Genomic DNA, 23756 nt, shown 5'->3' with positions numbered 1-23756 from the left:
TCCCCACAAACCGCGCTACGGCGCGGTTTGCAGTTTCTGGCGATTGCCCGCCCGCAGCCATGACCGATGGCCTTGGCAGCTCCGGCCGCGCGGGCCTAACATCGGTTTTTTGCCGTCCTGCGGAGACCCCGATGAAACTGCGTCATGCCCTGCTGCCACTGAGCCTGCTGGCCGCCCTTCCCAGCGTTGCCGCTGCCCGTGGCCTGGAAGTCCGCGACATGGTGGCCATGGACCGCGTCTCGGCGCCGGTGCTGACCGCGGACGGTGGCACCGTGGTGTTCGCCAAGCGCAGCGTCGATGCCAACCTGAAGGCCTCCACCGCACTGTACGCGCGCAACCTGCGCACCCGCGATGCGGCCCCGCCGAAGCAGATCACCCCGGCCGGCTGGAGCGTCAATTCGGCCTCGCTGTCGGCCGATGGCCAGACCGTGTACTTCCTCAGCGCCAAGAACGGCAGCCAGCAGCTGTACGCCCAGCCGCTCAGCGGTGGCACCCCGCGCCAGCTGACCGATTTCGCGGTCGACGTGGACAGTTACCACGTGTCGCCGCAGGACGACCGCGTGCTGTTCAGCGCCGGCGTGTTCCAGGCCTGTGCCTCGGACCTGGCCTGCACCGAGAAGAAGCTCAAGGACGTTGCCGGCGCCAAGGCCAGCGGCAAGGTCTTCGACTCGCTGTTCGTGCGCCACTGGGACACCTGGAACGACGGCCGCCGCAACACCCTGTTCGTTGCGCCGCTGCCGGCCGCCAAGGCCGGTCCGGTCAAGGGCGCTTCGGCACTGAGCGCCACCATCGATGGTGATGCGCCGTCCAAGCCGTTCGGTGGCAATGACGATTTCGTGTGGTCGCCGGATGGCGCCAGCGTGGTAGCCAGCATCCGCGTGGCCGGCAAGCAGGAGCCGTGGTCGACCAACTTCGACCTGTACCGCTTCGACGCTGCCGGCAAGCAGGCGCCGGTCAACCTGACCGCGTCCAACCCGGCCTGGGATGCCGGCCCGGTGTTCAGCGCCGACGGCAAGACCCTGTTCTACCGTGCGATGAAGCGCCCGGGCTTCGAGGCCGACCGATTCGGCCTGATGGCGATGGACCTGGCCAGCGGCAAGACCCGCGAGATCGCCCCGCAGTGGGACCGTTCGGCCGGTGGCATCACCCTGTCCGCCGACGGCGCCAGCATCTACACCACCGCCGATGACCTCGGCGAGCACCCGCTGTTCCAGATCGACGTGGCCAGCGGCAAGGCCACCAAGCTGATCGGCGACGGCAGCGTGACCGCGGTCGACGTGGCCGGCAACAGCGTGGCGATCACCCGCAACAGCCTGAAGAGCAACGACCAGGTGCTGGTCGGCCTGCTCCCGGCCGCTGGCCAGCCGATCGGCGAGCTGCGCGCGCTGACCCCGGCTGCTGGCGATGTGCTGAAGGACGTGTCCTTCGGTGACTACGAGCAGTTCGAGTTCAAGGGCTGGAACAACGACACCGTGCACGGCTACGTGGTCAAGCCGCACAACTACCAGGAAGGCAAGTCCTACCCGGTCGCGTTCCTGATCCACGGCGGCCCGCAGGGCAGCTTCGGCAACGGCTGGAGCTACCGCTGGAACCCGCAGACCTACGCGGGCCAGGGCTACGCGGTGGTGATGATCGACTTCCACGGTTCCACCGGCTACGGCCAGGCCTTTACCGATGCGATCAGCCAGCACTGGGGCGACCGCCCGCTGGAAGACCTGCAGAAGGGCTGGGACGCGGCGCTGAAGAAGTATTCCTTCCTCAACGGTGACAAGGCCTGTGCGCTGGGCGCCAGCTACGGCGGCTTCATGGTCAACTGGATCGCCGGCAACTGGAACAGCCCGTTCAAGTGCCTGGTCAACCATGACGGCGTGTTCGACCAGCGCATGATGGGCTACGCCACCGAAGAGCTGTGGTTCACCGAGTGGGAGCAGGGCGGTACGCCGTACCAGAAGGCCGCGAACTACGAGAAGTTCAACCCGGTCAACCACGTGGCGGACTGGAAGAAGCCGATCCTGGTGATCCACGGCCAGCAGGACTTCCGCATCCCGGTCGAGCAGGGCCTGGCCGCGTTCACCGCTGCCCAGCGCCAGGGCATCGAATCGAAGTTCCTGTACTTCCCGGATGAAAACCACTGGGTGCTGAAGCCAAACAACAGCATCCTGTGGCACGACACGGTCAATGCCTGGCTGAAGCAGCACATCGGCGAATAAGCCGGTCCAGCGCCGCCCCCCGGGGCGGCGCTCTGCTTCCTGGTAGTGCCGGCCGCTGGCCGGCAACCGCACACCTTCGCCCCGGGGTCAGAGCCCTTTCGCGTGGCGAAAGGGATCCGACCCCGCACAAGAGCACCTGCATGATCCAGAACGACATCGTCGTCTTCGGTTTGATCGCCGCCACGCTCGGCGCCGTGTTCTGGACCGCCTCGCGCGAGCAGGGCCTGTGGAAGCGCTTCTACACCTTCGTGCCGGCGCTGCTGCTGTGCTACCTGATTCCCGGCATCTACAACACCGTCGGCCTGATCGACGGGCAGAACACCAAGCTCTACAACCCGATCGCGCGCGACATCCTGCTGCCGGCGGCGCTGATCCTGCTGACGCTGGCGGTGGACATCAAGGGCATCCTGCGGCTCGGCCCGAAGCTGGTGCTGATGTACCTGGGCGCATCGGCCAGCATCATGCTCGGCGCGGTAGTGGCCTTCCTGCTGATGCGCGCGGTGCATCCGGAAACCGTCGCCGGCGACACCTGGGCCGGCATGGCCGCGTTGGCGGGCAGCTGGATCGGTGGCGGCGCCAACATGCTGGCGATGCGCGAAGTGTTCGACGTCAACGCCACCACGTTCGGCCAGTTCGCGGTGGTCGACGTGGGTGTCGGCTACGTGTGGATGGCCGCGCTGATCTTCCTGGCCGGGCGTGCCGCGAAGATCGATGCACGCAGTGGCGCAGATACCTCGGCCATCGATGAGCTGAAGGAGCGCATCGCGCGCTTCCAGGCCGAACACGAGCGCATTCCCAGCCTCACCGACCTGATGCTGATCGTGGCGGTGGCCTTTGGTGGTGTAGGCCTGGCCCACGCCATTGGCGCGCCGCTGGCGGCGTGGTTCAAGGCCAACGTCAGCTGGGCCGCGCAGTTCAGCCTGGACGCACCGTTCGTGTGGGTGGTGGTGCTGTCGACCACGCTGGGCCTCAGCCTCAGTTTCACCCGTGCGCGCAACCTGGAAGGCGCGGGTGCCTCGCGCCTGGGCTCGCTGCTGCTGTACTTCCTGATCGCCTGCATCGGCATGCAGATGGATCTGCTGGCGCTGCTGGATCGCCCGTGGCTGTTCCTGCTGGGCATCATCTGGATCAGCGTGCACATCGTGCTGCTGTGGTGCCTGGGCAAGCTGCTGAAAGTGCCGTTCTTCTACTTCGCCATCGGCTCGCAGTCGAACATCGGTGGCCCGGCCTCGGCGCCGGTGGTGGCCGCGGCGTTCCATCCGGCGTTGGCGCCGGTGGGCGTGCTGCTGGGCACGATGGGCTACGCCACTGGCACCTACCTGGCCTATATCGTCGGCATCACCCTGCGCGCGCTGGCGGGGCAGGGCTGATTCCGGTAGTGCCGGCCGCTGGCCGGCAACCCGGTGATGCTTCACGGCTTCATGAGGTTGCCGGCCAGCGGCCGGCACTACCGACGCTCTATGCCTGCAGCAACCCGCGTTCGATCAACCACGCTTTCGCGTCTTCGGCGTCCTGTTCGAACCACGCCTTCGTAGACCCCAGCCGATACGTGTACCCCCAGGCATCCATGTCGGCCATCAACCGCGCACTGCCGACACCCGGCAACCGCCCGGCCAGCACGATCTGCAGATAGCAGGTGGCATCTTCCTCGGCGACCGAATCGGTGGCGTCGGTGTGCACCTGCGCTCGCCGCTCCGGCGGCAACACGATCAGATGGCAGGCTTCGTGCAGCATCGAATGCACGGGGGTGTCATCGCGCACGTACACGTTGCTGGCGATGATGCCCGCCTCGGGCTCGCCCCAGTAGCTGCCGGGAATCGGTTCGCCGGCGGCCACATGGTGCAGCAGCAGGCCATGCGCGGCGAGCAGGCACTGCGCATCGGCGAAGGCGATGTCGCCCACGCAGGTGATGTCCACGGCGGTTGTCGTATCGGTCATGCAGGTCACGCGGCCCCGCCCATGCAGGCACGGGCGGGGCAGGGCATCAGGGTTTGTCCGGGCCTTCAGGCAGCGCCACGGAGATGTCCAGCACATCGTGCTGGCCATCCTTCACCAGGTCGACCTTCACCGCATCGACGTCGATGTTCACGTACTTCTTGATCACTTCCAGCAGCTCGCGCTGCAGCAGCGGCAGGTAGTCCGGGCCACCGCGGTGGCTGCGTTCCTGCGCGATGATGATCTGCAGGCGGTTCTTTGCGGTTTCGGCGGTGGTCTTCTTCGCTTTGAGGAAATCGAACAGGCCCATGCTTACCCTCCGAACAGCTTGCTGAAGAAGCCCTTCTTCTCGACGCTGGTGAAGCGCATCGGGCGATCTTCGCCGAGGATGCGCGCGACGGCGTCGTCATACGCCTGGCCGGCGGCGGATTCGACATCCAGGATGACCGGCTCGCCCTTGTTGGAGGCATTGAGCACGTCGCCCGATTCGGGGATCACGCCGATGGCCTTCAGGCCAAGGACTTCCTCGACGTCGGCGATGCTGAGCATCTCGCCGGTTTCCACCCGCAGCGGGGTGTAGCGGGTCAGCAGCAGGAACGCGGGCACGTTCTGGCCGGATTCGGCCTTGTGGGTCTTCGAGTCCAGCAGGCCGATGATGCGGTCGGAGTCGCGCACCGAGGACACTTCCGGGTTCACCACCACCACGGCGCGGTCGGCGAAGTACATCGCCAGGAACGCACCCTTCTCGATGCCGGCCGGCGAGTCGCAGATGATGTAGTCGAAGCCATCGGCGGCCAGGTCCTTCAGTACCTTGCCCACGCCTTCCTGGGTCAGTGCATCCTTGTCGCGGGTCTGCGAGGCGGCCAGCACGTACAGGTTGTCGAAGCGCTTGTCCTTGATCAGGGCCTGCTTGAGGGTGGCTTCGCCGTGCACGACGTTGACGAAGTCGTACACCACGCGGCGTTCGCAGCCCATGATCAGGTCGAGGTTGCGCAGGCCGACGTCGAAGTCGATCACCGCCACCTTCTTGCCGCGCCGCGCCAGGCCACAGGCCAGGCTTGCGCTGGAAGTGGTCTTGCCCACGCCGCCCTTGCCGGAGGTGACTACGATGATTTCAGCCAAAGGACTTCTCCTGGTTCTGCATTAGTTTGGGGCTGCGTCAGTCCAGCGCAGCGATCTTGATCTGGTCCTGTTCCAGCCACACCTGCACGGCCTTGCCGCGCAGGTTGTCCGGCACATCGTCCAGTACCTTGTAGTGGCCTGCAATGGCCACCAGTTCCGCATGGAAATCACGGCAGAAAATGCGTGCCGCGGTGTTGCCCTGGGCCCCTGCCAGCGCGCGGCCGCGCAGGGTGCCGTAGATATGGATGCTGCCATCGGCGATGACCTCGGCGCCGGCGCCGACGGTGGCCATCACGGTCAGGTCGCAGTTTTCGGCGTACAGCTGCTGGCCCGAGCGCACGTTGCCCAGCTGCATGCGGCCCGGCTGCGGCGCAGCGGCGTCGGCCACCTTGGCCACCGGTGCGGCCGGGGCCGGCTTCGGTTCGGCGCGCACGGCGCGGCGCGGTTCCGGCGCGGGGGGCGGGGCCGGTTCGGCCTCGGCACGTTCGTACTGGGCGCGGAACTTGGCCAGCAGCGGCAGGCCGAGCTGCTGCGACAGCAGGTCGACCGCGCTGGTGCCATAGGCCAGCGCCACCGGCAGCACGCCGGCGCTGCGCAGGCCATCGACCAGCGCCTGCGCGGTGGCTACGTCCGGCACCTGGCTCAGGCCGCCGAAATCGAGGATCACCGCCGCGCGGCCGAACAGCTTCGGCGCACGGGTCACGCGCTCGCGCATTTCCTGCACCAGGCGTTCGACATCAAGGGTACGGATGCGCAGGTTGGCGATGCCCACCTGGCCGATCTTCAGTTCACCGGCCTGTTCGTAATCGAAATTCACCGCCACGCTCAGGTCCCCGTCGGCCGCTGTGCCTGCGCCGGCAGCTGCCGGGCGCGTGTCCATGCCACATCCGGCAGCTTGCCGCCGTAGGTCTCCTGGACCCACGGGTAGCTGCACAGTTCCTTGGCCAGCATGCTGGCACGCACATCGACCTGGGCCATGGTGTTCTGGCCCAGCTCGCGGAAGCCGAAGCTGCCGTGGAAGAGCAGGGCGGCATCGGCGCCATGGTCGAGGAAGACTTCGCAGGTCATCTGCGGGTAGCGCAGCTCGGCGAAGCTCTGCGCGTCGGCATAGAACGCACGGCCGACGCCACCGCCGCGGCGGCGGCTGGCGACCACGATGCGGTCGATGTAGAAGAACGGGGTGTCCAGCTGCTGCTTGAACCAGGCGAAGTTGCTGCTGTCGTGCTGGCTGTCGCTGCCGAAGCCGATCAGGAAGCCGGCCAGGTTGCCGTCGCGCTCGGCGACGCGGAAATACTCAGCGGTTTCGTAGAACAGGCGCAGGCGGGCCGCATCCAGGGGAAGGATGGCCAGGCCAGCGTTGTTGTTCAAAGCCAGGACGGAATCGAGCTCGTGCTCGCGCACGTCGCGGATGACAATCGACATTGTGACTCCGTGGGGTAACGCGGTGGGTCCATCAAGGGACCGTCTGCACGATTATTGCACGGGGAGGCTTGGGCGCGTGCAGCGCCGTTCGTTGAGGCGTCACCCAGGCTGTGATATACCCGGCACACCTCTGGGGCAATGATGCGCCAGCGGCGATGTGGGTTCATTCATCAAATCAAAGGATGATTTTACAAATATGAACGCAATCGATTCCAAGTCCTGTGACCAGTACGGCCTGCGCGAGCTGACCGCCGAGCAGATCGAGGCCGTCTCGGGCGGCAAAGCGGACTTCTCCGGTGTCACTTCGTCTGTGGACAGCACCGCGCAGATCGTCAGCGGCTCGTGCGTGCGGTCTTCGAGCATGATGCCGTACTTCAGCTTCTCCTGCCTGTAGTCGCAACCGGGGAGGGTGCGGCAGACAGCACCCTCCCTCTGGCGGCCAACCCGTGCCGCGCGGGCGTGACTTTCGGGGCTTGGGCATGCCGGTGGAACCGCTACGATGAGGCATGCTGGTTCGACTCAACCACAATGCGATGCTGCGCTACTCCGGGCTGTTCACCTGGGGCACCGTCGGCCTTTGGCTCGCGATCTACCTGATCGACCCGGTCTCGCTGACGCTTGAGACCCTGGATGGCGAAGCGGGCTTCCGCATCATTCCGTGGGCCTCGGCCTACCTCGCTTTCGGTGTTGTGTACTGGGTGCTGACCCGCTCGTTGGGTGAGAGCCGTCCAGGCATCTTCGACCATGCCGCCCTTGTCCTGCTGACTGCCTGTGCGATCGGCGTGAGCTATTTTTCCGGGACCGCGCTGGGCAGCATCCTGCTGATGGTGGTGGCCGGCCTGCTGCCATGGCTGCTGGGCCCGCGCATCGGCGTGCTCTGGCTGGTCGCCAGCAATCTGGCCGTGCTGCCTGTCTACATCCAGCCCCTGGGGTTCCCGCCGTTCATCGCCGTGCTGCAGGCGGTGGGCTACATGGGCTTTTCCAGCTTCGTTTTCGTCATTGCGCTGGTGGCCCGCCGTCAGGCCGAGGCGCGCGACGAACAGCGTCGGCTCAATTCAGAGCTGCGTGCCACCCGCGCCCTGCTGGCCGAGAGTGCCCGCGTCAACGAGCGCACCCGTATCTCGCGCGAGCTGCATGACCTGCTGGGCCATCAGCTGACCGCGCTGACCCTGAACCTGGAAGTGGCCGGGCACCTGGCCGAAGGGCAGGCGCTGGAGCATGTGAAGCGCTCCCACGCCTTGGCCAAACTGCTGCTGGGCAACGTGCGCGAGGTGGTCAGCCAGCTGCGCGAGACCGGCGCGATCGATCTGGCCGCGGCGCTGCGCCCGTTGACCGAGAACGTGCCCTCGCTGGACATCCAGCTGGAGATCGAGGATCCGCTGAACGTGGAGGACCCGCAGCGGGCCCACGTCCTGCTGCGCTGTACCCAGGAGATCATCACCAACGCGGTGCGCCACGCTGGCGCCCGCCACCTGTGGATCAAGGTGTACCGTGAAGCCCCCGACCGGGTGGTGGTGGAGGCCCGCGACGACGGCGTCGGTGCGGATATGGTCAATGTAGGCAATGGCTTGCGCGGCATGCGCGAGCGCCTGCAACAATGTGGTGGCCAGCTGCAGATCGAAACCCGTCCCGGTGAAGGCTTCCGGCTGCGGGCGACGGTGCCGGCAACGGTGCTGGTGGCGGCCCTTACCAAGGTTCCTGAAGGAGTGCGTTGATGATTCGCGTCTGCCTGGTTGATGACCAAACCCTGGTGCGGCAGGGAATCCGCTCCCTGCTGGCACTCGACGACGGGATCGAGGTGGTGGCCGAGGCCGGCGATGGCCGGCAGGCGGTGGAATTGATCCCGCAGGTGCGCCCCGACGTGGTCCTGATGGACATGCGCATGCCGGTGATGTCCGGGCTGGAAGCGCTGCAGGTGCTGTCGCGGCAGGAGCAGCTGCCGCCGACCATCATCCTCACCACCTTCGACGACGATCAGCTGGTGCTGGCCGGCCTCAAGGCCGGTGCCAAGGGCTACCTGCTCAAGGACGTCACCCTGGCACAGCTGGTCGGTGCCATCCGCACCGTGGCCGAGGGTGGTTCGCTGGTGCAGCCGGCGGTGACCCAGCGCCTGTTGTCGGGCCTGGAGCACATGCGCAACGAGTTCGTCAGCCTGGACCGCCCGGACCCGCTGACCGACCGCGAGACCGAGATCCTTCGGCTGATGGCCAGCGGTTTCTCCAACAAGGAGATCGCCAACTCGCTGGGCGTGGCCGAGGGCACCATCAAGAACCACGTGTCCAACATCCTCTCCAAGCTGGGTGTGCGCGACCGTACGCGCGCGGTACTGAAGGCGTTCGAACTCCAGCTGGTCTGAGGAAAATCGTTTCGGTACAAAGACTTGGGTGTTGGCAGGGGGTTCCGGCCAAGGTTGCCCCCTACTTGCCGGGTAGCGGTATGCGTTACCCTTCGAATTCTTTGTCCATACAAATACGCAGCCGGCAGGGAAACCGGTGCGCCAATCCCGATAAACAATGCCCGCGAAGCCTGCTAGGATTGGCGCTTCGCTTCAATCAACCCGGCCGTGGGATCGGCCCCGGAGACTCTCTGAATGACCCGTATTATCGAGTTCCTGATCGCCTTGGGGATCGTGGCTGGCCTGTTCGTCATCATTGGCGTATGTCTGCCGGGCGAGCGTCACATCACCGAAAGCATCGAGACCAACCGCAAGATGACGATCGTGTACGACACGGTCAGCAGCCTGCGCCGCTTCAAGGACTGGAACCCGCTGGTACTGCGCGATCCCGCCGTTGAACTGAAGCTGTCCGGCCCGGCCTCCGGCAAGGGTGCCACCCTGGACTTCACTTCCAAGGACCTGGGCACCGGCTCTTGGAAGATCACCGACGCCGAAGAGAACAAGCGCGTTGCGATCGCCATCGAAGACGCCACCAAGGGTCACGACAAGGTCACCACCTTCACCCTGGAGCCGACCGGCAAGGGCGGCCGTAACGTCAAGATCACCCAGGACTACTCGGTGAAGTACGGCTTCGACCTGTTCGGCCGTTACGCCGGCCTGTATGTCAGCCGCCAGATCGGCGACGACATCAAGATGGGTCTGTCGCGCATGGCCAACATGCTCGCCAGCGTGCCGAACGTCGACTACCGCACCCCGGAAGCGCCGCTGACCGATCTGGCCATCGTCGATGTGCCGGCCGAGGACCTGCTGGTCGTCAACGCCGGTAACGTGGACCGCGGTCAGGACACGATCACCAAGTCCATCAAGGACAACCAGGAGTGGATCAAGCGCGTGATGGAGGCCAATGGCCTTGAAGCCGCCGGTCCGTTCCGCATCATCACCACCGACTTCGGCCAGGAGAAGTACGCCTTCGACATCGCCCAGCCGGTGAAGAAGAAGGGTGCTGAAGGCGCCACCGCTGAAGCACTGACCGTCAAGATCGACGGTGGCGCTCCGGTCAAGTACGTGCACGTCGCTCCGCACCGCTCGGCACATGCGGCCTACACCGGCCACATGGCGGGTCTGGACGTGGCCCGCAACGGCCTGCGCGCCTGGGCCGTGACGGCGGGCAACGAAGTGATCGACCGTCCGTACGAGTCCTGGAAGGACGGCATCGACAAGTCGTTCACCCCGGAAGGTACCTACGACATCTACTGGGCCGTCAAGTAAGCCTCGGCTGACCCATGTAGTGTTGGACACGAAAACGCGCCGCTCATTGCGGCGCGTTTTTTTTCATCCGGCGCCCGGCAAGGGGCGCTGCGCAAGGAGCCCTCATGTTCAATCTGGAACGTCGCGCACGTAAGCCCTCCCTGCTGGCCTGCCTGGGGGCGCTGCTGGCGGCCGCCTCGATCGGCTTGTCCGCCTACGCATCGCATGGCGTAGCCGACCCGCTGGCGCAGCAGCATCTGAACATGGCGGCGCTGTACGCGTTCGCACACGGTGCGGTGCTGGTGGCGCTCGGGCCACGCGCGCAGGGCGCGAGCGCGCACCTGGCGCTGTACGTGCTGCTGCTGGGCGTGCTGCTGTTCTCCGGCAGCCTGGTGGGCGGCGCGCTCTGGCAGTGGCCGACGCGGATGGCACCGATTGGCGGCACCAGCATGATGGCCGGATGGGTGTTGCTGGCGATCAATGCGTTGCGGCGGTGAGGGTCGCAGGGCTGTCGCTCCGATCCATGCCGATGCGATCGTGATGGTTCATGGGCGTTACTTTTCTTTTCGCGCGAAAAGAAAAGTAACCAAAAGAAACGCGCCGCCGACCGCGAGCCGGTGCTGCGCACCGGTCCCCTGCGCTCCTCTGCCCGTCGAGGGACGGTGCGGAGAGCAGCCGAGCATGGCTCGGCTCTACAGAATCGCAAGCACCTCTTCGCCCTCGCCGGACCTGCGGTGCTCGGCTCGCTTGAAGGCGGACCCAGCAGCCGCGCGCTGATCCGTCATAGAGGCTTCGAGCGAAGCGACCCGCTTTTGTCTTTGCTCTCTTGTTCCATCCCGTGGCGGACGCACACGGAAACTGTCAGAGGCCGGGCGGGTGGGCTGGGCAGGGGTATCCGCGCCATGGATGGCGCGGCTAAGCCTCCAGGGACGGATTCACGGCGTCCCCTGTCCAGCCTACCCGCCCGGACAGCTCCATGAATTTCGCCGTGCAGCCGCCACGAGGGGCTCAGCCGTTGGCCGGCTTCCAGCACCAGTGCCACGGTTCGTAGACGATGCCGTGCGGGTTGTCGCGCGGGTAGCTCAGCTGGAAGCCGTGTTCACCGGCATGGGCCTGCAGCCAGGCGAATGCCTCGGTCGCTTCGAACGCTTCCTCGGCGGGCGCGTCCCCGGGTGTGCCGATATCCAGCGCATGGCCGCTGTGGTGTTCGCTGAAGCCCGGCGCTGCATTGACCTTCAGGATCTCCGCCACGCCCAGTCCGCGTGCCAGCTTCCGCTCGAAGATTCCCAGCTGGTAGGCATGGCTGCGGAAGCCGGAGATGGCGTCCAGTGCGATGCCATCGCGTGCCGCGTGCAGGCGCATGCGGCGCCAGCTCTGTGCGGCGCCGCGACGCAGCCACAGCGGGCGGGCGAAACGATCACGGCCTGCGAAGTGCAGAAGGCAGGGCTCCGGCTCGAGCGGCAGCCCGCTGTCGTCGGCGTAGCGCTGTGCATCCAGGCCAAGCTGCTGCAGGCGCTGCTGCAGTCCAGCCAGCGGCAGCCATTGTTCTTCCAGTGAGATGCCGAGCGGCCGTGCCAGCGGCGCGTCCAGCAACGCCAGGGCCTCCTCGACGCCGGGTTCGCGCGGCAGGCGCGGCACCAGCGAATGGACGCCGCGCGCCAGCACCGCAGCCAGGTAACGGCCATCACGCTTGCGTCGCAGGACCCATTGCGCCTGCGACAGCAGGCGTGCATCCGGGTTGCTGCGTGCGCGCAGCAGATCGGCGGGCCACAGCTCGATGGCTTCGGTATTGATCAGCAGGGGCGGGCGTCGTTGCATCGCCTCAGCTTACTGCTGCGGTGCCGGTGCGGCCACCTTGCGCAGTGCCTCCAGCAGCGCCTGTGGCCGGTCCAGGCTGAGCAGCAGGGTGCTGCCATCGCGTACCGGCAGCACCAGGACGCGGCTGCGGTCGGTGACCAGCGCAAAACCCTTGCCACCGCCCTGCAGGCGGAAATGGCCGGAATGGAAGCCAGGCATCGAATAGCCATTGGTCTTGAAACGGATGCCATAGCGGCGATCGTGGCCGAGGTCGACCACCTCGGCCTGGTCCAGGCGCAGCTGCGCCACCGGCACCCGCCGCCGATACATCGTCGAACGCACGTCCAGCATGTCGCCATCGAACTCAACCCGGCGCCTGAAGAAGGCCAGGCCCAGCCCGATGCCGAGCACGGCGATCACCACCAGGCTCCATGCCGCGCTGCCGCCCATGCGGAACCACGGCGGCGACAGGGTCACCTCCATCCACGGTGCGTCGGCCCGGGTGGTGTGCAGCTGCGCGTAGACGCTGATGGCGAAGGCCAGCAGCAGGGGCAGCACCACCCAGAGCACGCGGAACGGCGAGCTCTCCGCCACATCGAAGCGTTTCGGATCGCTGCCGCTCATCGCTGCGCCTTGATCCAGGTGGCCACGTCATCGATCAGCGTTGTATCGACATGGCCCGGTTGTGCATATTCCTGCAGCGAGCTGGGACCGCTGTCGGCAATGCCGATGTGGTTGAGTGCCGGATACGCGCGCCATTGCACGTCGCTGCGGCCGGCCAGCGCCTTCTGCCAGAGCGCCCAGTCGGCATCGGGTACCTGGAAATCGCGGCCGCCGTGCAGCATCAGCAGTGGTTTGTGCAGGGCCTGTGCATCGGCCCGTGCGTTGACCGCCTCCACGCTCTTCCAGAACGACTGCGGAACGCCCAGTGGCAGTTCGCTCGCTGGCGCCGGTGCATCACTGCGCGCCGCCGCGATCTGCGCGTCAAGACGGTCGAGGAAGGCCTGTTCCGGTGCGCTGATGCTGCCGTCCAGTGCCATCAGGTAGCGGTTCTGTTCCGGCAACAGTTCCAGCAGCGTGCGTGCGGGCGCAGCCCACAGGATCGCGCCGCGTGCCTGTGGCCAGCGAGTGGCGATGCGCGGGGCGAGCATGCCGCCCTGGCTGTGCCCCATCACGAACACTCGCTTGCGGTCGATGTGCGGGGCCGCAGCCAGGCTGGCCAGCGCGGCCTCGACATCCAGCGTGGTTTCGTCATCGACGGTGAAGTGGTCGTTGGCGAAATCCTGCGGGCGGGCGAGGGTGCGCTTGTCATAGCGCAGCACGGCGATGCCCTGGGCGGCCAGGCCGCGGGCAACATCCAGGAACGGGCGACTGCCACCGATGGTCTCATCGCGGTCCTGCGGTCCCGAACCATGCACCAGCACCACTGCCGGGAAAGGGCCTTTTCCCTTCGGTAGTGCCAGGGTGCCGGGCAGGGCGCCGCGCGCCTGCGGCACGCTGAAATCCACTTCGCTGTAGGTGGCATCGGCCGGCGGCGGTGGTGCCTTGTCGGCCGCAGCGGGCCGCAGCATCAGGCCGGCCACCTTGTCCTGTGCATCCACCGCCACCTGCGCATTGACGCGGCCGCTGGCGAACTTCAGTGGCACCACCACCAGCGTCATGTCCTGTCGTGTATTCACCTGGACGGCGCCGCGATCCTGCAGTGTGCCCAATGAGTTCCACAAGGCGCCCAGTTTCTCGGCGGGCACGGCCTGGGCCATCTGCGGCGTGAACATCGCTTCTGCTTCGGCTACGCGCCCGGCCTGCAGGTGATCGAGCAGGCGGTTGGCGATCTGCTGCGGTTCGGCGGCGATCGCCGGGCAGCTCAGCAGGGCCAGTGACAGCATGAGCAATCTGCGATGGCGCGACATGGCTACTGTTCCTTCTTGAAGACCAGCATGGCCGGGCGCATCGGCGCCGGAATGATGATGTTGACCAGTTCCCAGCCCAGCTGGCCCTGGCGGGTCAGTTCACTCTGGATGTCCTCGGCCTTCAGGACGCCCATCATCGTGGTCTTCACTTCGATCGTCTGGTAACTCCAGCGCGTGCTCATTCCTTGTCCTCCGGCGATGGCGTGGGTTTTGGCAGGCGTCCTGCCTTGCGCAGTGCGTCGCGCAGCACGTATTCAATCTGCGCGTTGAGGCTGCGCAGCTCGTCGTCGGCCCAGCGCTGCGCCGCGGCCAGGACCTCGGCGTTGATGCGCAGCGGATAGGCTTTCTTCTCACTCATGAAAACTCCTGGCGGGGCGGTGGGGCGCCCCGTTGCGAGGGTGGTTCAGTACAGCGAACCGGCGTTGACGATCGGCTGGGTGCCGCGGTCCGAACACAGCACGGTCAGCAGGTTGCTGACCATGTGCGCCTTGCGTTCCTCGTCCAGCTCAACCACGCCGTTCTTCTGCAGTTCGGCCAGGGCCATTTCGACCATGCCGACGGCACCAGCCACGATGCGCGTGCGTGCAGCGATCACCGCGTTGGCCTGCTGGCGCTGCAGCATGGCCTGGGCAATTTCAGCGGCGTAGGCGAGGTGGCTGATGCGTGCGTCGATCACCTGCACACCCGCATCGGCCAGGCGCTCGGCCAGCTCGTTCTTCAGGTGCTGGGAGATCTCGCTGGCGTGGCTGCGCAGGGCCAGCTGGCCGTCCTCGTGCTGGTCGTAGGGATAGCTGGTCGCCATCGCACGCAGCGCGGATTCGGACTGGATGTGCACGAAGCTCTCGTAGTCGTCCACGTTGTAGACCGCTTCGGAGGCGTCGACCACCTGCCAGACGATCACTGCGGCGATCTCGATCGGGCTGCCGTCCAGCTCGTTGACCTTCAGTTTGCCGCTCTCGAAGTTGCGCACGCGCTGGCTAACCCGGCGCTTGGCGTAGAAGGGGTTGTTCCAGCGCAGGCCGTTGTCCTTGACGGTGCCGACGTACTTGCCGAACAGGCTCAGCACCGCCGCCTGGTTGGGCTGGATGGTGTACAGGCCGGCCAGGATGAAGACCGCGGCAGCGACCACCAGCACACCGGCCAGCATCAGCAGCAGGTTGGGCGAGCCGGTGCTGGCCTTGGCCGCCACCCCCAGCACGAACAGCGCGCCGCCGGCCAGCGCGGCCAGCAGGGATCCGGCCAGGGTGCCGAGGCCGTTGAGGGAGGCAAGCGACTTCTCTTTCATGGCGGTACGTCCTTGAGGGTTCGGGATGAAGATATCAAAGTGATATCACTTGTCGACTACCGTTCGTCGGATGCCGTGGTCGGGGCGGTCGGCCAGCTAGAATGCCCACCCGCCTTCACATCGCTGCTGGAACCGCCATGGCCAAGCTTGGAACTCCGTTGTCCCCCTCCGCCACCCGCGTGCTGCTGCTGGGCTCGGGCGAGCTTGGCAAGGAGGTGGCCATCGAGCTGCAGCGGCTGGGCGTGGAAGTGATCGCCGCCGACCGCTATGCCGATGCGCCCGCGATGCAGGTCGCACACCGCTCGCACGTGATCGACATGCTGGACGCGATGGCCCTGCGCGCGCTGATCGCCCAGGAACAGCCGCACCTGGTGGTGCCGGAGATCGAGGCCATCCACACCGAGACCCTGGTCCAGCTGGAACAGGAGCAGGGCCTGCGGGTGATCCCGACCGCGCGTGCCGCGCGCCTGACGATGGACCGCGAGGGCATCCGCCGCCTCGCCGCCGAGACTCTGGGCCTGCCGACCTCGCCGTACCGCTTCGTCGATACCGAGGCCGAATACCGCGCTGCCGTGGCCGCCATCGGCCTGCCGTGCGTGGTCAAGCCGGTGATGTCGTCCTCGGGCAAGGGCCAGAGCACCCTGCGCAGCGAAGCGGACATCGCCCCGGCCTGGGACTACGCACAGACCGGTGGCCGCGCCGGTGCCGGTCGCTGCATCGTCGAGGGCTTCATCGATTTCGATTACGAGATCACCCTGCTGACCGTGCGCCATGCCGGCGGCACCTCGTTCTGCGCGCCGATCGGGCATCTGCAGAAGGATGGCGACTACCGCGAAAGCTGGCAGCCGCAGCCGATGTCGAGCGCGGCACTGGCGCGCGCCGAAGAGATTTCGCGCGCGATCACCGACGACCTCGGCGGCTGGGGCCTGTTCGGCGTGGAGCTGTTCGTGAAGGGCGACGAGGTGTGGTTCAGCGAAGTGTCGCCGCGCCCGCACGACACCGGCCTGGTGACGCTGGTATCGCAGGAGCTGAGCGAGTTCGCGCTGCACGCGCGCGCCATCCTCGGCCTGCCGATTCCGGTGATCCGCCAGAGCGGCCCGTCGGCCTCGTGCGCGCTGCTGGCGCACGGCGAGGGCGTGCCGTACTTCAACAACGTCGCCGCCGCCCTGCAGGTGCCGGATACCGCCGTGCGCCTGTTCGGCAAGCCGAGCGTGCACGGTCATCGCCGCGTGGGCGTGACCCTGGCGCGCGCGGAAACCATCGACGAAGCGCGCGCCATCGCGCGTGATGCCGCCGACGCCATCGGCGTCGAACTGCGTCCATAAAGCGGTAGCGCCGGGCCACGCCCGGCGGCTTTCCCTGCGCTGCGCGAATCTACTGTAGAGCCGAGCCCGCGCTCGGCTGCTTTTCAATCCGCGCCGCGCGCGGGAGCCGAGCGTAGGCTCGGCTCTACGGAGCAATCTGCCTTACGGCTTCACATCCACCCACACCAGATGGTGGTCGCTGCCGTCGGCGATCTTCGCTTCCGGGCTTTCATTGGCCGGCCAGAAGATGCCGCTGCCCACGTATTCGAAACCGGTCGAGGGCAGCACATAGTCCAGGCGCATGGTGCCGGATTTCGGGCCGAAATCGCCGGTGGCATGGAACGGCGCGCCCTTGCGCTCGATGCCCTTGGCCGCATAGGCCAGGCTGGTCTGCTCGCCGCCGATGCTGCGCGGGGTGGGGTAGCGCAGCACGCGGGCGTTCTCGATCAGTTCGACGATCGCCTCATGGCGCCCATCGCCATCGACCGGGTCGTTGTTGAGGTCGCCCAGGATCACGAAGCGTGCGTCCTGCGCCAGGCCACCGCACTGGCCCTTGTCGTCGCACAGCCACGGCTTGTCACCCTTGGACAGGTATTCCTGCCACAGGCGCAGTTCGTCGTGGTTGCGCGCAGCGTTGCGCTTTTCCGGGCCGTCGAACACCGGCGGCGTCGGGTGCGAGACCAGCGCGTGGACCACGCCGGCCGGGGTCTTCACCGGCACGTCCCAATGCGACTTCGACGACAGGCGCAGCTGCGACCACACGTGGTCGTTGTAGAAGCTCTGGCCGGTGCGCGGATCGACCGGACGGATCGCACCGGGCATCGCGCTCCACTTCAGCAGCTGGAAGCTGCGCACCTTGGCTTCGTCGATGGGATAGCGCGACAGCACCAGCATGCCGTACTGGCCGGGGTGCAGGCCGTAGCCCCACGCATCGTTGCCGCGGCTGCGGCCTTCGCCGCCGACCACGCCGTTGTTGTCCAGGTCCAGGCCGCTCGGCACGCCGGTGTTGACCGGGGCCAGGTAGCGGTAGGCGAAGTGCAGCGGCTTGCCGCCGCCGGGCTGGGCCACTTCCAGGTAGCGTTTCTGGAACAGCTCGGCGGCGCGGTGGGCGTCGTCGAAGTCGAACTCGTTCAGCAGCACCAGGTCCGGGCGCACCTGCTGCAGTACCGCGGCGATCTTGCGCGCGTGCTCGCTGTCGCCTTCCAGCTCCTTGATCAGGCCGCCGGCGTCGTCGGAGTACAGCGAAGTATTGTAGGTGGCCAGGCGCAGCGCAGTGGACGGCTTTTCGGTCATCGCGGGGGACTTGGCGAAGGCGGGGGCGGTGGCGCCGCAGAGCAGGGCCAGGGCGAAGATCAGGGGTTTGGCGTTCATCCCCCTATTCTGCACCCGGCCCGGTGTCAGCGGTTTGTCAGCGCCCGTCCAGTTCGTTGTCGAAATCGTGCCAGCGGCGGCCGTCGTACGCCTCCAGCGGATGGAAGCGGCGCTTGTAGTCCATCTTCTGGTGGCCGCGGATCCAGTAGCCCAGGTACACGTGCGGCAGCCCCTCGCGGCGGGCCCACTCGATCTGCTGCAGGATCGCGAAGGTGCCCAGCCCGCGTGCGGCGTGGTCCGGGTCGAAGAAGGTATAGACCGCCGACAGGCCATGCTCGGTCACGTCGGTCACCGCCACCCCCAGCAGCTGGCTGGGCTGGCCGTCGTGCGCGGGCAGGCGCATCTCCATGAAGCGGGTGTGCGACCAGCTGCCGATCAGGAACTGCTCGAACTCGTGCGGCCCATGGTCGTCCATGCCGCCGTTGGCGTGGCGGTGGGTGAGATAACGGTGGTACAGCGCGAACAGGTCGTCGCGGGCGGTGGCGGCGGTGATCCGCACCTCCAGGTCGTCATTGCGGGTGGCGCAGCGGCGCTGGCTGCGGTCCGGGGCGAAGCGGGCCACGGGAATGCGTACCGCCACGCAGGCCTGGCAATGCGCACAGTGCGGGCGATAGACCAGATCACCGCTGCGGCGGAAGCCCCAGCTCAGTGCCAGCGGGTACAGGCCGCCCAGGCGGCGGTCGTGCGGGTCCAGTACCAGGTCGCGCGCGACCCGGTCCGACCAGTACCCGCAGGGGTGCTCGCCGGTCTGGAAAAGCCGCAGTTCGTCGTCTCTGTCGCCATGCATCGCCATGGGCACAGCATAGCCCCAGCCCGTCGCAGTGGCGGCGACTGTCCGCCGGATGAATGGAACCGGCCACGGCGTCAACCGATGTCGCGCCCGGGCGTTGTTGTCTCCCGAGGGTGAAGTGATCACCCCGACGCAATTCCCATTCCCAGGAGTGACCCCATGATCCGTACCCCCCTGCTGCTGGCCCTGCTGCTCGGCACCTCCGCTTCCGGCATCGCGCTGGCGGCCGACACCCCGGCCGCGCCGGCACAGCGTCCGGCCAAGCTGGACACCAACGGCGACGGCGTCATCGATCGCAGCGAGGCGGCCGCCAACCCGCGCCTGGCCGCGAAGTTCGACGAGCTGGACAAGAACAAGGATGGCAAGCTTTCGCGCGATGAACTGCCGCGCTGGCAGCATGGTCGCCGTGGCCACGGCGGCGAGCGCTGGGCCAAGCTGGACGTCAACAAGGACGGGCGCATCAGCCGCGAGGAAGCCAAGGCCGATCCGCGCCTGGCCGCGCGCTTCGACCAGCTCGACCTCAACAAGGACGGTTATCTGGACAAGGCCGATCGCGAGCTGCGCATGAAGCAGCGCCGTGATGCCTGGTTCGCTGCCGCCGACACCAACAAGGATGGCCAGCTGAGCAAGGCCGAGTTCGACGCAGCCAAGGGTCCGATGCATGGCGGTCCGCGCGACGGCGCTGCGCCGAAGCCGCAGCGCTGAGGTTCAACGCAGGGATTGACGACAACGCCGGCGCATTGCCGGCGTTGTCCGTTAAAGATGCCCGCTGCGCATCAGCGTGTACACCACCAGCGCGATCACGAACACGTTCGCGCCGATGATGCCGGTGCGGCCATACATCGATTCGAACTTCCAGTTGGTTCCACTGTGGCCGCGCCTTGCTGAATCACGTGCGATCATCGGTGCCATCAGGCGCTGAAGCGGCACCAGGCACTGGTAGTTGACCACGGCCAGACCCAGTGCCAACAGCAGCAACTGGCCCCAGACCGGGGCCTGCGTCAGCGCAGCCAGCAGCATTGTCAGGCACCAGACCAGGCTTGTGCCGACGTTGAGGCGCACAAAGCCTCGGACCTGCGTGCGTTCACGCTCGGTCTCGGCATATGACATCAGGAAGCGGGCCCCGAGATAACTGCCGATCGCGCCGCCGAGCACGCCGCCGATGACCGCGCCCCAGCTTGCGACCGGCAGTACGTGAAGCTGGCCCAGCGTAGCGGTCAGCGTGCCCATCGCGGTGCCGCCGGCAGCGCTGACGCCGCCCAGGCCGAGCTTGCTGCCACCGATGCCGACACCGGTACCGAGCAGGATCGCGGCACTGGCCGTACCCGGCGCCGCGACCAGCACCATCGACACCACGGCGGTGGCGAATGCGGCGCTCGGTGCGCTGCTGCGGGCGAACTCACCGAAGCGCTGCAGCAGGCCGTCACGCACCAGGGCGCGGGCGCGTGACAGGCGCTTGCGCACCGCCGCGTCGCTGAGCCCGAGCAGGTCGGCCACCTGCTGCGATCGTTGGCCTTCGCGGTAGTACAGCAGCAGTACTTCGCGGCTGTCGGCGGGGAGTGCGGAAATGATGTCCTCGGCGGCGATCTCTTCTTCCACCCGCTGCAGGCGGTCGGCGGCACCCGGGGCCGGGTCGGCGGCCATGCCGAGAGCCACCTCGGCGGCCTCACCGGTCAGCGGCCGGCCACGCTGCGCGCGCAGCCAGTCGCGGGCCAGGTTGCGGGTGATCTGGCGCAGCCAGGGCAGGAAGCTGGTCGAACTGCGCAGCTGGTGCAGCTGCTGCCAGCCCTTCACGAAGGCTTCCTGGGCAATGTCCTCGCTGGCCTGGCGGTCGCGGGTGATGGCCAGCGCGATGGCGGTGACGGTGTTCTGGCAGGCCAGAACGATGCGCCCGTAGGCGTGCTGGCAACCGCTGGCGGCAGCGGGCAGTTCGCGTTCCAGGGTCTGGTCGATCGATGCGGCGAACGTCGTCATGGCGGCGGCTCTCCTGCTGGGATTGTGTCCCATGACGGCGCTGCGCGCAGTTTGTGACCGGTTTGCCTGCCGGTAGCGCCGGGCCATGCCCGGCGGCGTCGCTGCCAGGCCGCTGTGCTCGCCGGGCATGGCCCGGCGCTACCGCCCCTTACTTGGACGGCTGGATGCGGACCCGCACTTCTTCCTCTTCCTCTTCCGGCGCGGCCTGCGGGGCCGGTTGCGCCTGCTGCGGCTGCGCCTGTGGGGCAGGGGCCGGTGCCGCAGGCGCCGGGGCGCCGCGGTGGCGCAGGCCGATCACCAGTGCCACGCCGGCGATCACCACCAGCAGCGCGATGCGGATGCGCCAGGCCCAGCTGCGGCCGCCGCTGCCCGCTTCCGGGGCGTCGCGGAAGGCGAACTCGGCGGTCGGATGGTCGCGACGGGTGGTGTCGAGCAGGCGCGCCTCGCGCAGGATTTCACGCGCGCGCGGCTGGTCGTCGGCGCGCACGATCCACACCGCCGGGTAGGCGTTGGCGTTGCCGAGGTCGGTATAGCTGAACTGGCCGCGGCGGCGGGTCTTGTACGAGCGCCCGTTGGTGACCTTGACGTCGATGCCATGCTCGCGCAGGAGCTCGGCCACGCCTTCGACGGTTTCCACGCGCTGGCTGCTGAAGATCTGGCGCATGGGTTTACTCCTTGGCCGGCACGGCGGCGGCCGCGGCCTGGTCGGGAACGACGCGGATCAGGCCTTCCTGCGCGGTGCTGGCCACCAGCACGCCGTTGCGGGTGAAGAACTGGCCGCGGGCCAGGCCACGCGAATCCTGCGCGCTGGGGCTGTCCAGCGAATACAGCAGCCAGTCGTCGGCGCGGAACGGGCGGTGGAACCAGATGGCGTGGTCGAGCGAGGCCATCTGCACGTGCGGGTGGTAGTAGCTGATGCCGTGCGGGAAGGTCGCCGTGCCCAGCAGGTGGAAGTCGGAGGCGTAGGCCAGCAGCGCCTGATGCAGCTCCGGCGCATCGCCAACCGGTTCGCTCAGGCGCAGCCACACCTGGTGGTAGGGCGGGCGCTTGGGCGGGTTCAGCTCGTCACGCGGGTAGACATGGCGGAATTCGAACGGGCCGCCGCGCGACAGCCAACGCTGCACCTTGATCGGCAGGCGTTCCAGCACTTCGGCCGGCAAAGGGCGGTTCGGCTCGATGTCTTCCGGCTGCGGCACTTCGGGCATCTTGTGCTGGTGCTCGGCGCCGGTCTCGGCCTGCTGGAACGAGGCCGCGCAGAAGAAGATCACCTTGCCGTGCTGGATCGCGGTGACCCGGCGCACCGAGAAGCTGCCGCCGTCGCGGGTGCGGTCCACGTCGTAGACGATCGGGTGGTCGATGTTGCCGGCGCGCAGGAAATAGGCGTGCAGCGAATGCACGTGGCGGCCGTTGTCGACCGTGGCCTGCGCCGCGGCCAGCGCCTGGCCCAGCACCTGCCCGCCGAACACGTACTTGGTGCCGATGTCGCGGCTCTGCCCGCGGAACAGGTTGTCCTCCAGCCGCTCCAGCGTGAGCAGGTCGATCAGCTCGGAGACGACGGGTTCGGGCGTGTCGTTCAAGGGGGCGGCCACAACAGGGAAAGAGGGCCTGATTATACCGGTGCAGGCCGGCTGCCCGATCTTCGGTAGTGCCGGCCGCTGGCCGGCAACCTCATGATCCTCTTGGGGTGCCTGTGGCTGCCGGCCAGCGGCCGGCACTACCGTTATTTGCCGAGGCGCGCCACCAGGGCCTGCAGCGCATTCTGTGCATCCGGGGCGAACCAGGCCTCGACGAAGCGGTCCAGCTGGATCAGGTCCGGGTGCAGCGCTTCGTGCAGGTCGGCGCGGGCGATGGCGCGGGTCAGCAGCATCGGCTGGCGCGGCTGCTTGAGCAGGTTCTGCAGCCAGGCGATGGCGCGCGCCACCACCAGGTCGCCTTCGGCCAGTTCATCGACCAGGCCGATCTGCAGCGCCTGTTCGGCTGGCACCAGCGAGCCGGTGGTCAGCAGCACGCCGGCGCGGTGCACGCCCACCGAACGGCGCAGCAGGCGCTGGATGCCCTCCGGTGCGATCAGGCCCACCTGCACTTCGTTCAGGCCGATGGCATACGGCCGCGACGGATCGGCGCTGCGCGCCATCACCCGGTAGTCGCAGCACAGGGCCAGCACGCAGCCGCCAGCCGGGGCGTGGCCGGTGATCGCCGCGACCACCGGGATGCGGCTCTCGGCCAGCGTGCGCACGGCGCCAAAGAAGGCGTTCCAGGTGTCCAACAACTTGTGCTTGTCATCGCCGTGCGAGAGCAGGTGCGGCACGTCCATGCCGCCGGTGAAGATACGCTCGCTGCCCGACAGCACGATGCCGTGCGCGTCTTCGGCCATGGCCAGCTCGATGGCATGGATCAACTGCCGGCACAGTTCGGTGTCCAGTGCGTTGACCGGCGGCCGCGCCAGGCGCAGTTCGCGGATGGGGCCATGGTTGATCACCTCGATGAGCGTCGTCATGCTGCGGTCTCGTTGCGAAGAAGGAACCTGGGCGATGATAACCAAACCATTCGTTGGCGTACTGTTGGTTCTGTGTGCGGCTGCAGCATCGGCCTCGGCCGCAGAACCGGCCTGCGTCACGGTGGAGCAGGGGTGGGCGCGGTTGCCACCGAATCCGGCGATGCCGATGACTGCTGGCTACGGCGTCATCCACAACGGCTGCGGCAAGGCGGTGGCGATCACCGGGGCGACCAGCAGCAGCTTCGATGATGTGTCGCTGCATGAGACCACGATTGTCGATGGCGTCAGCCGCATGCGCGCGATCGAACGCCTGCCGCTGGCACCCGGCGCGCGTGCCGAGCTCAAGCCCGGTGGCCTGCACCTGATGCTGATGCAGGGCAAGGGTGCGTTGAAGGAAGGCCAGGCGCTGCCGCTGCGGCTGCAACTGGAAGGCGGTGGTGAAGCGAGTGCGACGTTGACCGTGCGCAAGGCTGCGCCGTAACGCATCGCCCGTTCC

27 protein-coding genes are annotated in these 23756 nt (G+C 67.3%); 10 read left to right on the top strand and 17 right to left on the bottom strand.

The genetic code is table 11. The features are described from left to right. Positions 1-131 precede the first annotated feature (131 nt). Positions 132-2210 carry a S9 family peptidase gene (locus tag AC5P88_RS04555; RefSeq protein WP_495224427.1) on the top strand — a complete coding sequence of 693 codons (2079 nt, stop codon included), beginning with the start codon at positions 132-134 and terminating at the stop codon, positions 2208-2210. A 140-nt stretch (positions 2211-2350) separates the two neighbouring features. After that, the gene (locus AC5P88_RS04550; protein ID WP_106549414.1) at positions 2351-3580 is read left to right on the top strand and encodes a DUF819 family protein; all 1230 of its coding nucleotides are present in this window, start codon (positions 2351-2353) and stop codon (positions 3578-3580) included. An 88-nt stretch (positions 3581-3668) separates the two neighbouring features. Here the strand turns inward: AC5P88_RS04550 and AC5P88_RS04545 are convergent, their stop codons facing one another. From AC5P88_RS04545 to AC5P88_RS04525, 5 genes are read right to left on the bottom strand one after another with little or no spacing between them, the layout of a single operon-like run. Further along, positions 3669-4148, bottom strand: a complete 480-nt coding sequence (locus AC5P88_RS04545; RefSeq protein ID WP_111112278.1) for a hypothetical protein — start codon at positions 4146-4148, stop codon at positions 3669-3671. Between the two features lie 46 nt (positions 4149-4194). Then, positions 4195-4455, bottom strand: a complete 261-nt coding sequence (gene minE, locus AC5P88_RS04540) for a cell division topological specificity factor MinE (protein ID WP_005408532.1) — start codon at positions 4453-4455, stop codon at positions 4195-4197. Between the two features lie 2 nt (positions 4456-4457). Beyond that, the gene (gene minD, locus AC5P88_RS04535) at positions 4458-5267 is read right to left on the bottom strand and encodes a septum site-determining protein MinD (RefSeq protein ID WP_005408533.1); all 810 of its coding nucleotides are present in this window, start codon (positions 5265-5267) and stop codon (positions 4458-4460) included. 37 nt (positions 5268-5304) lie between these two features. Beyond that, positions 5305-6147 (bottom strand): septum site-determining protein MinC, encoded by an 843-nt coding sequence (gene minC, locus AC5P88_RS04530; protein ID WP_106549416.1) that lies wholly within the window; start codon positions 6145-6147, stop codon positions 5305-5307. Continuing rightward, the gene (locus AC5P88_RS04525; protein WP_005408535.1) at positions 6093-6689 is read right to left on the bottom strand and encodes a GNAT family N-acetyltransferase; all 597 of its coding nucleotides are present in this window, start codon (positions 6687-6689) and stop codon (positions 6093-6095) included. Before AC5P88_RS04525 ends, minC begins: the two co-directional genes overlap by 55 nt. 196 nt (positions 6690-6885) lie before the next feature. Between AC5P88_RS04525 and AC5P88_RS04520 the strand changes: the two genes are divergently transcribed. The 5 genes from AC5P88_RS04520 to AC5P88_RS04500 all read left to right on the top strand — a co-directional run bounded on the left by AC5P88_RS04520 (position 6886) and on the right by AC5P88_RS04500 (position 10829). Then, positions 6886-7083 carry a hypothetical protein gene (locus AC5P88_RS04520; RefSeq protein ID WP_111112280.1) on the top strand — a complete coding sequence of 66 codons (198 nt, stop codon included), beginning with the start codon at positions 6886-6888 and terminating at the stop codon, positions 7081-7083. 112 nt (positions 7084-7195) lie between these two features. Beyond that, the gene (locus AC5P88_RS04515; RefSeq protein WP_106549418.1) at positions 7196-8404 is read left to right on the top strand and encodes a sensor histidine kinase; all 1209 of its coding nucleotides are present in this window, start codon (positions 7196-7198) and stop codon (positions 8402-8404) included. Further along, entirely contained in the window at positions 8404-9045 is a 642-nt protein-coding gene (locus tag AC5P88_RS04510) for a response regulator (RefSeq protein ID WP_005408537.1), read from the top strand. The genes AC5P88_RS04515 and AC5P88_RS04510 overlap by 1 nt, the downstream gene beginning before the upstream one ends. A gap of 234 nt (positions 9046-9279) precedes the next feature. Continuing rightward, entirely contained in the window at positions 9280-10353 is a 1074-nt protein-coding gene (locus AC5P88_RS04505; protein ID WP_106549419.1) for a polyketide cyclase, read from the top strand. A 104-nt stretch (positions 10354-10457) separates the two neighbouring features. Further along, the gene (locus AC5P88_RS04500) at positions 10458-10829 is read left to right on the top strand and encodes a DUF423 domain-containing protein (protein ID WP_106549420.1); all 372 of its coding nucleotides are present in this window, start codon (positions 10458-10460) and stop codon (positions 10827-10829) included. Positions 10830-11340: 511 nt separating this feature from the next. On the opposite strand, the gene AC5P88_RS04495 is transcribed toward AC5P88_RS04500, so the two are convergent. Genes AC5P88_RS04495 through AC5P88_RS04470 form a run of 6 tightly spaced genes read right to left on the bottom strand, consistent with a single transcriptional unit; the run spans position 11341 to position 15324 of the window. Beyond that, complete coding sequence (locus AC5P88_RS04495; protein ID WP_495224424.1) at positions 11341-12150, bottom strand: M15 family metallopeptidase; 810 nt, start codon at positions 12148-12150, stop codon at positions 11341-11343. 9 nt (positions 12151-12159) lie between these two features. Beyond that, positions 12160-12753: a PH domain-containing protein gene (locus tag AC5P88_RS04490; RefSeq protein WP_106549422.1), complete on the bottom strand. Its 594-nt coding sequence runs from the start codon at positions 12751-12753 to the stop codon at positions 12160-12162. Next, positions 12750-14039: an alpha/beta hydrolase gene (locus AC5P88_RS04485; RefSeq protein WP_258179487.1), complete on the bottom strand. Its 1290-nt coding sequence runs from the start codon at positions 14037-14039 to the stop codon at positions 12750-12752. Before AC5P88_RS04485 ends, AC5P88_RS04490 begins: the two co-directional genes overlap by 4 nt. 2 nt (positions 14040-14041) lie before the next feature. Continuing rightward, entirely contained in the window at positions 14042-14221 is a 180-nt protein-coding gene (locus tag AC5P88_RS04480) for a DUF4177 domain-containing protein (RefSeq protein WP_106549423.1), read from the bottom strand. Beyond that, on the bottom strand, positions 14218-14397 hold the full coding sequence (locus AC5P88_RS04475; protein WP_005408543.1) for a type II toxin-antitoxin system antitoxin: 180 nt from the start codon (positions 14395-14397) through the stop codon (positions 14218-14220). The genes AC5P88_RS04480 and AC5P88_RS04475 overlap by 4 nt, the downstream gene beginning before the upstream one ends. Before the next feature lie 45 nt (positions 14398-14442). Beyond that, positions 14443-15324 carry an SPFH domain-containing protein gene (locus AC5P88_RS04470; protein ID WP_019659308.1) on the bottom strand — a complete coding sequence of 294 codons (882 nt, stop codon included), beginning with the start codon at positions 15322-15324 and terminating at the stop codon, positions 14443-14445. A 137-nt stretch (positions 15325-15461) separates the two neighbouring features. Here AC5P88_RS04470 and purT point away from each other — a divergent pair, with 137 nt between their 5' ends. After that, positions 15462-16649 (top strand): formate-dependent phosphoribosylglycinamide formyltransferase, encoded by a 1188-nt coding sequence (gene purT, locus AC5P88_RS04465; protein WP_014646362.1) that lies wholly within the window; start codon positions 15462-15464, stop codon positions 16647-16649. 141 nt (positions 16650-16790) lie between these two features. Here the strand turns inward: purT and AC5P88_RS04460 are convergent, their stop codons facing one another. Together AC5P88_RS04460 and AC5P88_RS04455 are read right to left on the bottom strand one after the other, a co-directional pair. Further along, positions 16791-17999 carry an endonuclease/exonuclease/phosphatase family protein gene (locus AC5P88_RS04460; RefSeq protein ID WP_106549424.1) on the bottom strand — a complete coding sequence of 403 codons (1209 nt, stop codon included), beginning with the start codon at positions 17997-17999 and terminating at the stop codon, positions 16791-16793. Between the two features lie 37 nt (positions 18000-18036). Beyond that, entirely contained in the window at positions 18037-18792 is a 756-nt protein-coding gene (locus AC5P88_RS04455) for an arginyltransferase (RefSeq protein WP_495224423.1), read from the bottom strand. 156 nt (positions 18793-18948) lie between these two features. On the opposite strand from AC5P88_RS04455, the gene AC5P88_RS04450 reads away from it, so the two are divergent. After that, positions 18949-19494, top strand: coding sequence for an EF-hand domain-containing protein (locus tag AC5P88_RS04450; protein ID WP_495224422.1), 546 nt, complete (start codon positions 18949-18951; stop codon positions 19492-19494). A gap of 51 nt (positions 19495-19545) precedes the next feature. Here the strand turns inward: AC5P88_RS04450 and AC5P88_RS04445 are convergent, their stop codons facing one another. The 4 genes from AC5P88_RS04445 to AC5P88_RS04430 form a co-directional block, all read right to left on the bottom strand. Next, a complete protein-coding gene (locus tag AC5P88_RS04445) occupies positions 19546-20763 on the bottom strand; it encodes an RNA polymerase sigma factor (protein ID WP_495224421.1) in 1218 nt (405 codons plus the stop codon). Positions 20764-20911: 148 nt separating this feature from the next. Beyond that, positions 20912-21427 (bottom strand): pathogenicity-like protein, encoded by a 516-nt coding sequence (locus AC5P88_RS04440; RefSeq protein ID WP_495224420.1) that lies wholly within the window; start codon positions 21425-21427, stop codon positions 20912-20914. 4 nt (positions 21428-21431) lie between these two features. Beyond that, the gene (tesB, locus tag AC5P88_RS04435; RefSeq protein ID WP_005408551.1) at positions 21432-22352 is read right to left on the bottom strand and encodes an acyl-CoA thioesterase II; all 921 of its coding nucleotides are present in this window, start codon (positions 22350-22352) and stop codon (positions 21432-21434) included. Between the two features lie 131 nt (positions 22353-22483). Then, the gene (locus AC5P88_RS04430; protein ID WP_495224418.1) at positions 22484-23260 is read right to left on the bottom strand and encodes an enoyl-CoA hydratase/isomerase family protein; all 777 of its coding nucleotides are present in this window, start codon (positions 23258-23260) and stop codon (positions 22484-22486) included. A 34-nt stretch (positions 23261-23294) separates the two neighbouring features. Here AC5P88_RS04430 and AC5P88_RS04425 point away from each other — a divergent pair, with 34 nt between their 5' ends. Next, the gene (locus tag AC5P88_RS04425) at positions 23295-23741 is read left to right on the top strand and encodes a copper chaperone PCu(A)C (RefSeq protein ID WP_495224417.1); all 447 of its coding nucleotides are present in this window, start codon (positions 23295-23297) and stop codon (positions 23739-23741) included. Positions 23742-23756: the final 15 nt, after the last annotated feature.

Source organism: Stenotrophomonas sp. YJH_SMC_8, assembly GCF_059371315.1.
This window is presented reverse-complemented; position numbering and strand designations above follow the sequence as displayed.

Excerpts from the sequence above, each read along its gene's own strand:
- AC5P88_RS04470 (WP_019659308.1), bottom strand. The coding sequence starts at position 15,324 with ATGAAAGAGAAGTCGCTTGCCTCCCTCAACGGCCTCGGCACCCTGGCC.
- AC5P88_RS04510 (WP_005408537.1), top strand. The coding sequence starts at position 8,404 with ATGATTCGCGTCTGCCTGGTTGATGACCAAACCCTGGTGCGGCAGGGA.
- AC5P88_RS04430 (WP_495224418.1), bottom strand. The coding sequence starts at position 23,260 with ATGACGACGCTCATCGAGGTGATCAACCATGGCCCCATCCGCGAACTG.
- purT (WP_014646362.1), top strand. The coding sequence starts at position 15,462 with ATGGCCAAGCTTGGAACTCCGTTGTCCCCCTCCGCCACCCGCGTGCTG.
- AC5P88_RS04545 (WP_111112278.1), bottom strand. The coding sequence starts at position 4,148 with ATGACCGATACGACAACCGCCGTGGACATCACCTGCGTGGGCGACATC.
- AC5P88_RS04500 (WP_106549420.1), top strand. The coding sequence starts at position 10,458 with ATGTTCAATCTGGAACGTCGCGCACGTAAGCCCTCCCTGCTGGCCTGC.
- AC5P88_RS04425 (WP_495224417.1), top strand. The coding sequence starts at position 23,295 with ATGATAACCAAACCATTCGTTGGCGTACTGTTGGTTCTGTGTGCGGCT.
- AC5P88_RS04485 (WP_258179487.1), bottom strand. The coding sequence starts at position 14,039 with ATGTCGCGCCATCGCAGATTGCTCATGCTGTCACTGGCCCTGCTGAGC.
- AC5P88_RS04480 (WP_106549423.1), bottom strand. The coding sequence starts at position 14,221 with ATGAGCACGCGCTGGAGTTACCAGACGATCGAAGTGAAGACCACGATG.
- AC5P88_RS04555 (WP_495224427.1), top strand. The coding sequence starts at position 132 with ATGAAACTGCGTCATGCCCTGCTGCCACTGAGCCTGCTGGCCGCCCTT.
- AC5P88_RS04475 (WP_005408543.1), bottom strand. The coding sequence starts at position 14,397 with ATGAGTGAGAAGAAAGCCTATCCGCTGCGCATCAACGCCGAGGTCCTG.
- AC5P88_RS04525 (WP_005408535.1), bottom strand. The coding sequence starts at position 6,689 with ATGTCGATTGTCATCCGCGACGTGCGCGAGCACGAGCTCGATTCCGTC.
- minE (WP_005408532.1), bottom strand. The coding sequence starts at position 4,455 with ATGGGCCTGTTCGATTTCCTCAAAGCGAAGAAGACCACCGCCGAAACC.
- AC5P88_RS04550 (WP_106549414.1), top strand. The coding sequence starts at position 2,351 with ATGATCCAGAACGACATCGTCGTCTTCGGTTTGATCGCCGCCACGCTC.
- AC5P88_RS04490 (WP_106549422.1), bottom strand. The coding sequence starts at position 12,753 with ATGAGCGGCAGCGATCCGAAACGCTTCGATGTGGCGGAGAGCTCGCCG.
- AC5P88_RS04515 (WP_106549418.1), top strand. The coding sequence starts at position 7,196 with ATGCTGGTTCGACTCAACCACAATGCGATGCTGCGCTACTCCGGGCTG.
- AC5P88_RS04520 (WP_111112280.1), top strand. The coding sequence starts at position 6,886 with ATGAACGCAATCGATTCCAAGTCCTGTGACCAGTACGGCCTGCGCGAG.
- AC5P88_RS04440 (WP_495224420.1), bottom strand. The coding sequence starts at position 21,427 with ATGCGCCAGATCTTCAGCAGCCAGCGCGTGGAAACCGTCGAAGGCGTG.
- AC5P88_RS04460 (WP_106549424.1), bottom strand. The coding sequence starts at position 17,999 with ATGAACGCCAAACCCCTGATCTTCGCCCTGGCCCTGCTCTGCGGCGCC.
- minC (WP_106549416.1), bottom strand. The coding sequence starts at position 6,147 with ATGGACACGCGCCCGGCAGCTGCCGGCGCAGGCACAGCGGCCGACGGG.
- AC5P88_RS04495 (WP_495224424.1), bottom strand. The coding sequence starts at position 12,150 with ATGCAACGACGCCCGCCCCTGCTGATCAATACCGAAGCCATCGAGCTG.
- AC5P88_RS04445 (WP_495224421.1), bottom strand. The coding sequence starts at position 20,763 with ATGACGACGTTCGCCGCATCGATCGACCAGACCCTGGAACGCGAACTG.
- AC5P88_RS04505 (WP_106549419.1), top strand. The coding sequence starts at position 9,280 with ATGACCCGTATTATCGAGTTCCTGATCGCCTTGGGGATCGTGGCTGGC.
- AC5P88_RS04450 (WP_495224422.1), top strand. The coding sequence starts at position 18,949 with ATGATCCGTACCCCCCTGCTGCTGGCCCTGCTGCTCGGCACCTCCGCT.
- AC5P88_RS04455 (WP_495224423.1), bottom strand. The coding sequence starts at position 18,792 with ATGGCGATGCATGGCGACAGAGACGACGAACTGCGGCTTTTCCAGACC.